At 44.1% G+C, this 7,928-nt stretch carries 8 protein-coding genes; all 8 read left to right on the top strand.

The features are described from left to right. The first annotated feature begins 209 nt into the window (after positions 1 to 209). On the top strand, positions 210 to 1,550 hold the full coding sequence (locus B3Q46_RS15480; RefSeq protein ID WP_034702787.1) for a deoxyguanosinetriphosphate triphosphohydrolase: 1,341 nt from the start codon (positions 210 to 212) through the stop codon (positions 1,548 to 1,550). A 120-nt stretch (positions 1,551 to 1,670) separates the two neighbouring features. Then, positions 1,671 to 2,273, top strand: a complete 603-nt coding sequence (ruvA, locus tag B3Q46_RS15475; protein WP_286716601.1) for a Holliday junction branch migration protein RuvA — start codon at positions 1,671 to 1,673, stop codon at positions 2,271 to 2,273. A 245-nt stretch (positions 2,274 to 2,518) separates the two neighbouring features. Next, positions 2,519 to 3,520 (top strand): Holliday junction branch migration DNA helicase RuvB, encoded by a 1,002-nt coding sequence (ruvB, locus tag B3Q46_RS15470; RefSeq protein ID WP_034170977.1) that lies wholly within the window; start codon positions 2,519 to 2,521, stop codon positions 3,518 to 3,520. Positions 3,521 to 4,043: 523 nt separating this feature from the next. After that, complete coding sequence (locus B3Q46_RS15465) at positions 4,044 to 5,393, top strand: amidohydrolase (RefSeq protein WP_005236693.1); 1,350 nt, start codon at positions 4,044 to 4,046, stop codon at positions 5,391 to 5,393. 260 nt (positions 5,394 to 5,653) lie between these two features. Then, on the top strand, positions 5,654 to 6,061 hold the full coding sequence (gene ybgC / locus B3Q46_RS15460) for a tol-pal system-associated acyl-CoA thioesterase (RefSeq protein ID WP_039901903.1): 408 nt from the start codon (positions 5,654 to 5,656) through the stop codon (positions 6,059 to 6,061). A 26-nt stretch (positions 6,062 to 6,087) separates the two neighbouring features. Beyond that, positions 6,088 to 6,786, top strand: a complete 699-nt coding sequence (gene tolQ, locus B3Q46_RS15455) for a protein TolQ (RefSeq protein ID WP_004279111.1) — start codon at positions 6,088 to 6,090, stop codon at positions 6,784 to 6,786. Beyond that, entirely contained in the window at positions 6,786 to 7,235 is a 450-nt protein-coding gene (gene tolR / locus B3Q46_RS15450) for a protein TolR (protein WP_004279112.1), read from the top strand. Before tolQ ends, tolR begins: the two co-directional genes overlap by 1 nt. A 3-nt stretch (positions 7,236 to 7,238) precedes the next feature. Next, the coding region (gene tolA, locus B3Q46_RS15445; RefSeq protein ID WP_286716597.1) for a cell envelope integrity protein TolA at positions 7,239 to 7,928 on the top strand (690 nt) is incomplete at its 3' end.

Genomic DNA, 7,928 nt, shown 5'->3' with positions numbered 1-7,928 from the left:
TATTTCAGGACGGGACACTTCGCCTTAAACAAAAAGCAGGCCATTGAGCCTGCTTTTTATTGTTCATTTGATGATTTCGATTTTTAATCTCAGTCTTTTCCAGCTGACTGAAATAACCATATGCAGCAAGACAATTCATGTCGCACTGCCCTAGTGCTTTACGCTCTTTTTTGGCATGATGCAGAAAGTAGAGAACTGAATAATGATAAATGACTCAAATGCGTTGGTTGGAACTGCTTTCGACAGTTCGGATTGGTAGTAAAAAGCAGAGCACTGAACTGGCACGTAGCCCGTTCCACAAAGATTATGACCGTATTATTTTTTCCCAGAGCTTCCGGCAGCTCAACCGTAAAACCCAGGTGCATCCTTTAACTCAGCACGATGGTATTCATACGCGCCTGACGCATTCACTGGAAGTCTCCTGTATTGGCCGCTCGCTAGGGATGCTGGCCGCAGAGAAAATTAAAGATCAGCTTCCACCCTGGGTGTCACCCGCTGATGTAGGTGCCATCATTCAAGCTGCCTGTTTGGCGCATGATATTGGTAACCCGCCTTTTGGCCATGCCGGTGAATATGCGATCCGGGAATGGTTTGATGATGTATCACATACTGACTTCTTAAAAGATTTAAGCCCTGAACAGGAAGCAGATGTACGTCAGTTTGAAGGTAACGCCCAAGGCCTGCGCCTGCTTACCAAAATTGACTATCATCCAAATGATGGTGGCATGCGCCTGACCTATGCCACTTTAGGTGCTTATTTAAAATATCCGTGGCTGTCAAAAACCATGGCATCGCAGGTAGATTTGCCTGCCAGTAGCCGTGCCAAGTTTGGCTGTTATCAGGCAGAAAAAGAGATTTTAAAGCAGATCGCGGAAGAGCTTGGACTAATCCAGCTCGGCGAGTATCGATATTGTCGTCATCCACTGACCTATCTACTCGAAGCAGCCGATGATATCTGCTATGCCCTGATTGATCTTGAAGATGGCATTAGCCTGAACATACTCAGCTATGCTGAAGTGGAACCGGTATTTTTAAATCTGCTCGGAGATTATGGCACGCCTTCTGAAATCGGCATGCCTGACACGACCTGGCAACAGAAAATTGCTGCACTGCGTGGCCGTGTGATGAAACGTCTGGTGAATGAAGTGACCACTGCTTTTGCACGTCACCATGACCAGATTCTATCTGGCCAGTTACAAGGCACTTTATTGCAGTATTGTTCATCAGATATTGAAAGCGGTATTAATCGCGCCAAAGAACTGGCACGTGACAAGATTTTTGAACATCCACAGAAAGCAGGCTTAGAAATCATTGCCCATCAAAGTCTGCAAAATATTCTGGATGCTTTTATTCCTCTGACCACACCGCATAAAAACCTGAGTTTTAAAGAACAGCGTTTAATGTCGATTTTGCAACGTTCAGGGGCGAATTTTAAAGACAGCCATTATGACAATATCATGCAGGTGCTGGATATTATCTCGAAATTTTCGGATCATCAGGCTTATAACCTGTCACAGGAATTGCAAGGCAATAAAGCCGGATTGTTATAAAACATCTTGCTGGATTAGATGCTTATTGCAGCAAAATCACCTGTTTTGCAGAAGGAGATTTTGCCTTTCCTGAAAATGCTGATTACTATGCTGCAAAACTGAATTGAGTAATGATAAAAGATGATTGGATGCCTGATTGGTGAAGTGCTGGCGCTGGAAGCACCGACTGTATTATTAAATGTGAATGGTGTAGGTTATGAAATTGATATGCCGCTCACCACTTTTTGCCAGTTGCAAAAAGGCCAGAAAATTACCCTGTGGACACATCTGGCCGTACGTGAAGATGCACAATTACTGTATGGTTTTTTAAATGCTCAGGAAAAAACCATTTTCCGCACTTTATTAAAAGTGAACGGCGTTGGCCCGAAAATGGCACTTGGCATTCTTTCAACTTTAAGTGTTGAGATGCTGATCCATACTGTTGAAAATGAAGATGTAAATACCTTGGTCAAAGTGCCTGGAGTCGGCAAAAAAACGGCTGAACGTTTGATGATTGAACTGCGCGACCGCTTTAAAGCCATGTCTGCGGGCACTGCTCCAAGCAATTCGACAGCTCCACAAATTCAGTTTATGGGCAATTCAGCCATGGCTGAAGCGGAAGCTGCATTACAGTCTCTCGGTTATAAACCGGCTGAAGCGCAAAAACTGGTGAATGCAGCTAAAGGTGAATTTACCGAAGCCAGCGACATCATCCGTGCTGCATTAAAGTCGATGAATAGATAATAGGAAAATGACTTTACTTTAAATAAGACTGTTTATTCTCCTATTTATATAAATTACTCGCGACATGGATGTCGCCAGTTGAGTTGGGGTACAGGACGTACCTTCAACTCAACAAAAAGATTTTTGTTACTTTTGATCTTTCAAAAGTAAGACAACGCCTACACAATGGCATCTGAATTTTTAATGCATTTTGAGGCTATGACTTTATTCACCTCAAATAAACCATAGAGATTGACTCAAAAGATATGCAAGACCGTCTCATCAGTGGTTCTGAAAAACCCGAAGATCATTTTGATCGTGCCATCCGCCCAACTTCCCTCGATGACTATATCGGTCAACCTGTGGTACGTGAGCAAATGGAAATCTTTATTGGTGCAGCTCGTGGCCGTGCTGAAGCTCTCGATCATACCCTGATCTTTGGACCTCCGGGTCTGGGTAAAACGACATTAGCGAATATTATTGCCCGTGAAATGGGTGGCAATCTCAAGTCAACTTCTGGCCCGGTACTGGAACGTGCCGGTGACTTAGCCGCGATGCTAACGAACCTGGAAGAAGGCGATGTCCTGTTTATTGACGAGATTCACCGTCTGTCACCCGTGATTGAAGAAATCCTTTATCCAGCAATGGAAGACTACCAGCTGGATATCATGATTGGTGAAGGTCCTGCTGCCCGTTCGATTAAATTGGACTTACCACCATTTACTTTGGTCGCTGCAACCACACGTGCTGGTCTACTCACCTCTCCACTACGCGACCGTTTCGGGATTGTGCAGCGTCTGGAATTCTATTCGGTTGATGATCTGACCCATATCGTGAAACGTTCTGCGAGTCTGATGGATGTGCCAATGACCGAAGATGGCGCAAAAGAAATTGCACGTCGTTCACGTGGTACACCGCGTATTGCCAATCGTTTATTACGTCGTGTACGTGACTATGCTCAAGTCAAAGGCACAGGTGAAGTCACTCAGGAAATGGCTCAACGTGCATTAGATATGTTGAACGTGGATAAAGATGGTTTAGATACGCTTGACCGTCGTTACCTGTCGATGTTGCTAGAACGCTTTGATGGTGGCCCGGCGGGTGTAGAAGCTTTGGCAGCAGCAATGGCAGAAGATTCAGGTACTCTGGAAGATGTGATTGAGCCTTATCTGATTCAGCAAGGTTATGTGATGCGTACTGCGCGCGGTCGTATTGCGACCAATATGGCTTATTTACAATTTGGCATGACGCCGCCTGAGCCAAAGTAAAGATAAAATTCTTTTGGCTTAGCCATTTTTTATCATAAAGAAAAAGAGCTAATTGACTACTGCAATCAATTAGCTCCAAAAGCACAAACTCAAATCTTTATTATTAAGTAGTTTATTTAGTTATATAATTATTGCCCTTCAAACAAATACTTAGGCTATTTCTTTTAAAATTCTATCAATAATAATTATGAAATAATCAAAGCAACTTTAATGCCAAGATAGTATTTAACTTAGAGAAATAGTTGAAACTTACATAATGAGAGTTTTTTAAATCAGATATAAATTCCCTTCAACAATTCCCTATTAGTTTGAATTTTTAAATAAAATAGACCATTAGATTTTTATAATTACATAATTTTACAATATCTACCTCTGTAAAATTCCCTTTATCAGCAAGTCCTAAAAATGAATATACCAAAAAGGTATGAAACCCATACTCAGAGGGTTTTGGTCAAATGTAGTGCATTATGTAATGCTCAGGCATCACTTTAACTCTATTCAGATTTTTAAGGTTCTCCCTGATATGAACATGCATAAGACGCTTTCACTTTGTCTCCCTCTTCTATTCTGTAGTCAACTAGCTTTAGCAGATTGGGTAGATGATTCAGTTAAAGCAGCCGAAGCGCATACCATCAAACTGCGCCAGCATATTCACCAATATCCTGAACTGGGCAATATGGAATTTAAAACCTCGGAATTAGTACAAAAAGAATTAAAGTCCTATGGCATTGAAGTACGTAAAGGTTATGCCAAAACAGGTGTGATCGGCGTTCTAAAAGGTTCAAAACCTGGCCCAGTCATGGCATTACGTGCAGATATGGATGCCTTGCCGATTCAAGAAACGGCAGCCGTACCTTTTGCCAGCAAGCAGAAAGGCATTTATCAAGGTAAGGAAACTTATGTGATGCATGCCTGCGGTCATGATACGCATACTGCAATGCTACTAGGTGCCGCCAAAGTGCTCGCTGCCAATAAAGATAAGATTGCCGGAACCGTGGTATTTGTATTCCAGCCTGCTGAAGAAGGCGGTGCAGATATTGATAACTTTAGCCAGGGCGATCAGATCGGCTCACGTAAAATGCTTGCCGATGGTGCACTCAAGAATCCCCAGCCTGAAGTCATTTTTGGAATGCATGTGATGGCGGGTATGCCAAGCGGCAATATTTTCTATAAAGATGGTGCGATTCTCAATAGCGCGGATCATTTACGTATTCAGGTAGATGGCCATCAGGTACATGGTTCAATGCCTTGGGCAGGTCGTGATCCCATCTATGCTTCTGCACAGATGATTAATAATTTACAAAGTCTGGTAAGTCGTAAAGCTGATTTAACCAAAGGCATGGGCGTGGTCAGTATTGGAAGTATTCAGGGGGGTACCACAGGAAACGTAATTCCTAATCAGGTGAATATGGTCGGTACGATTCGTTCTAATAGTGAAGATGTCCGTCAAGGTATTTTAAAAGACTTGCCGAAAATGCTAGAACACAATGCCGCAGCCAATGATGTAAAAGTCAAAGTAGAAATTGCACCCTATGCACCTGTTACCACCAATGATAAAACCTTGACCCAGTTGATGCGTCCGACTCTGGCTAAAGTGAATGGTGAAGATAAACTGCATCTGCTTGATAACAATGCTAGTGCCAGTGAAGACTTTGCTTATTATGGCAAGCTGATGCCATCGCTCTTTGTGTTCGTAGGTGCAACGCCAGCAGATCAGGATCCAGCCAAAGCAGCACCGAACCATAACCCGAATTTTATAGTCGATGATGCGACTTTAAAAACCGGCGTAGAAAGTCATGTCCGCTTTATTCTGGATTATCCGAAAGTGGCTGATCAGGTACAAGCAAGCTGGAAACAAAATAACAAAAGCTGATTCTTAGTTCCTCAAGCATGAGTGACTGGTCTCATTCATGCTTTTACTTCGCCGTATTAATAAGCAATTGGCCGTTCCGTACCGGCTTAGCCCCTACTCCAACCAGATTTGACACCTTGTGCCATTGGTCTCAAAGCTCACAGTGCTAAACTTTGACGCGCTAAATTGCTTGACTTTTGGAATGAATAAGGCAAATTCTAAGCCTGCTCCAGCCTCTAAAAACAAGCAATAATTTCGTAAAATCTGCATGGAACAAAACTATGGCGAATCACTTTGAATTCAATATCCGCGTCTATATTGAAGATACTGATGCGGGTGGCATTGTCTACCACGCTAACCATATTCGCTATATGGAACGTACCCGTACTGAATGGTTACGTGCTTCTGGAGTGAGTCACTACTGGCATCAGTCCGACTACAACTTTGTTGTGCACAAAATTAATGTCAAATATATGCGTCCAATCCTCATGGATGACCTGATTACCGTGACTGCACGTGTCATTTCATGTAAAGCTTCATCATTTGTATTGCAACAAAATATTTATTGTGGTGAAATCATGCTTGCATCTGGTGAGGTCGAGTTGGCATGTATCAGTGCAGAGATGCGACCACGTCGACTCCCGGATGAAATCCGCGAACTAATTCAAAAAGAATTGGAACAAGACTAAAAAATTTATTGGCACACGTAACAACTATGGCGACTCAGTTAGAATCATCTCTTCAAGTTTCAGATCTTATTTTACAAGCAAGCCCTGTCGTACAACTGGTGATGCTTTCTCTTCTGTTAGCCTCAATATATAGCTGGTATCTGATTGCCAGGCTCTATATGAGTTATAAAAAAGCCCAGGCCGATGATGAACATTTCCAGAAAATCTTCTGGTCTGGTGCTGAGCTGAATACCCTCTATAACAATGCACAACTCAATTCTAAACGCACTGGCCTTGAAGATATTTTCTATCAGGGTCTGGGCGAGTTCCTGAAACTGAAAAAACGCCATGCGCCAACTGCCCAGTCCATTGAAGGAACAGAGCGTATTCTGCGTGTCGGCCTGAGCCGTGATCAAGGTCATCTGGAGCAAGGACTCGGTGCTTTGGCCAGTATTGGTTCGGTTGCACCTTATGTTGGTCTGTTCGGTACCGTCTGGGGCATCATGAACGCTTTTATTGGCCTGGCAGATGTCGATCAGGTGACGCTGGCGACGGTTGCACCTGGTATTGCTGAAGCCCTGATTGCAACTGCCATTGGCCTGTTCGCAGCTATTCCAGCGGTGTTGGCCTTTAACCATTTCACGGCCAAAGGTGAAACCGTTTACTCTGATCGTGCCCTGTTTGCCGAAGAAATGGTGGCACTGCTACAACGTCAGTCCGTGGGCATAACTCAGGACAAAGACTAATGGCGATTCAAGGTTCAGGACGCTTTCAGCGTATTAAAAAGCCACTGAAAAGTGACATGAATGTGGTGCCCTACATCGATGTGATGCTGGTACTTCTGGTCATTTTCATGGTGACTGCCCCAATGATTACCAGTGGCATCAAGGTCGATTTGCCGCAGGCCAATGGCTTACCGATCGAATCCAAAGATGCGCCTACGATCGTCACTTTAAAAGAAGATGGTACTTATTTTCTGGAATATAAAAATCAGACCACAGGTCCTGTCACCCTAGAGGCTTTGACGCAGACTTTGATAGAAGCGCAAAGCACTGCGGAAAGTGAAAACAAGGTCCTCAATGTCGTGATCAATGGTCATACCACCCGCCCTTATGGCGATGTGATGGCCTTAATGTCAAGCCTGCAGGATGCTGGCCTTTCTCAAGTCGGTTTACTGACCAAGCCATTAGAATAAAGTATGAAAGACTATAAAAAGCCACCATTTCAGAAAAAAGCCATCGCACTTGGATTCACCTTAGGCATCCATGCAGTGGCTTTGGTGGGCTTACTTTATCTGGGCATGAGTAATCCCCCTGAACCGCCAAAACAGATTAAAACGGTCTTAATTAAACCTGAAGACCTGAAGCCGGTGACTCGTGAAGAAACTGAGTTTGAAGAAACTGCACATGAAAATATTGCAGAAGAAATTACCCAAACTGCTGAACCGAGTGTAGAGCCTGCGCCTGTAGTGCCAACAGCAGCTGCACCGACACCTCCGGCACCGCAGCCTGCACCAGCACCCCCACAGATCGATATTCAAAAAGCTCAGCAAGAAGCAAAAGCAGCAGAGCTTGCTCAAGCTAAAGCCGCCCAGCAAGCAGCCGAAGCTGCAAAACGTGCTGAAGCCGCTGAACAAGCAAAACAGGCTGCTGCCAAAGCCAAAGCAGAGGCTGCACAAAAATCTAAAGCCGAAGCTGAAGCAACGCGTAAGGCCGAAGTAGAAGCACAGCGTAAAGCCGATGCTGCGCAAAAAGCCAAACTTGAAGCGCAGAAAAAGGCTGATTTAGCCGCCAAACAAAAAGCCGATGACGCTGCGAAAGCCAAAGCAGAGGCAGATGCGAAACGTAAAGCTGATACCGATGCAAAAGCCAAAGCAGAGGCGGCAGCT

It is taken from the genome of Acinetobacter sp. UBA2581 (assembly GCF_002339435.1).
GTDB classification, from domain to species: Bacteria; Pseudomonadota; Gammaproteobacteria; order Pseudomonadales; family Moraxellaceae; genus Acinetobacter; species Acinetobacter variabilis.
The sequence above is the reverse complement of the archived record's forward strand: the minus strand, read 5'-3'. Positions and strand labels throughout refer to the sequence as shown.

Coding starts and splice junctions, on each gene's coding strand:
- B3Q46_RS15480 (WP_034702787.1), top strand. CDS start 210: ATGACTCAAATGCGTTGGTTGGAACTGCTTTCGACAGTTCGGATTGGT.
- ruvA (WP_286716601.1), top strand. CDS start 1,671: ATGATTGGATGCCTGATTGGTGAAGTGCTGGCGCTGGAAGCACCGACT.
- ruvB (WP_034170977.1), top strand. CDS start 2,519: ATGCAAGACCGTCTCATCAGTGGTTCTGAAAAACCCGAAGATCATTTT.
- B3Q46_RS15465 (WP_005236693.1), top strand. CDS start 4,044: ATGAACATGCATAAGACGCTTTCACTTTGTCTCCCTCTTCTATTCTGT.
- ybgC (WP_039901903.1), top strand. CDS start 5,654: ATGGCGAATCACTTTGAATTCAATATCCGCGTCTATATTGAAGATACT.
- tolQ (WP_004279111.1), top strand. CDS start 6,088: ATGGCGACTCAGTTAGAATCATCTCTTCAAGTTTCAGATCTTATTTTA.
- tolR (WP_004279112.1), top strand. CDS start 6,786: ATGGCGATTCAAGGTTCAGGACGCTTTCAGCGTATTAAAAAGCCACTG.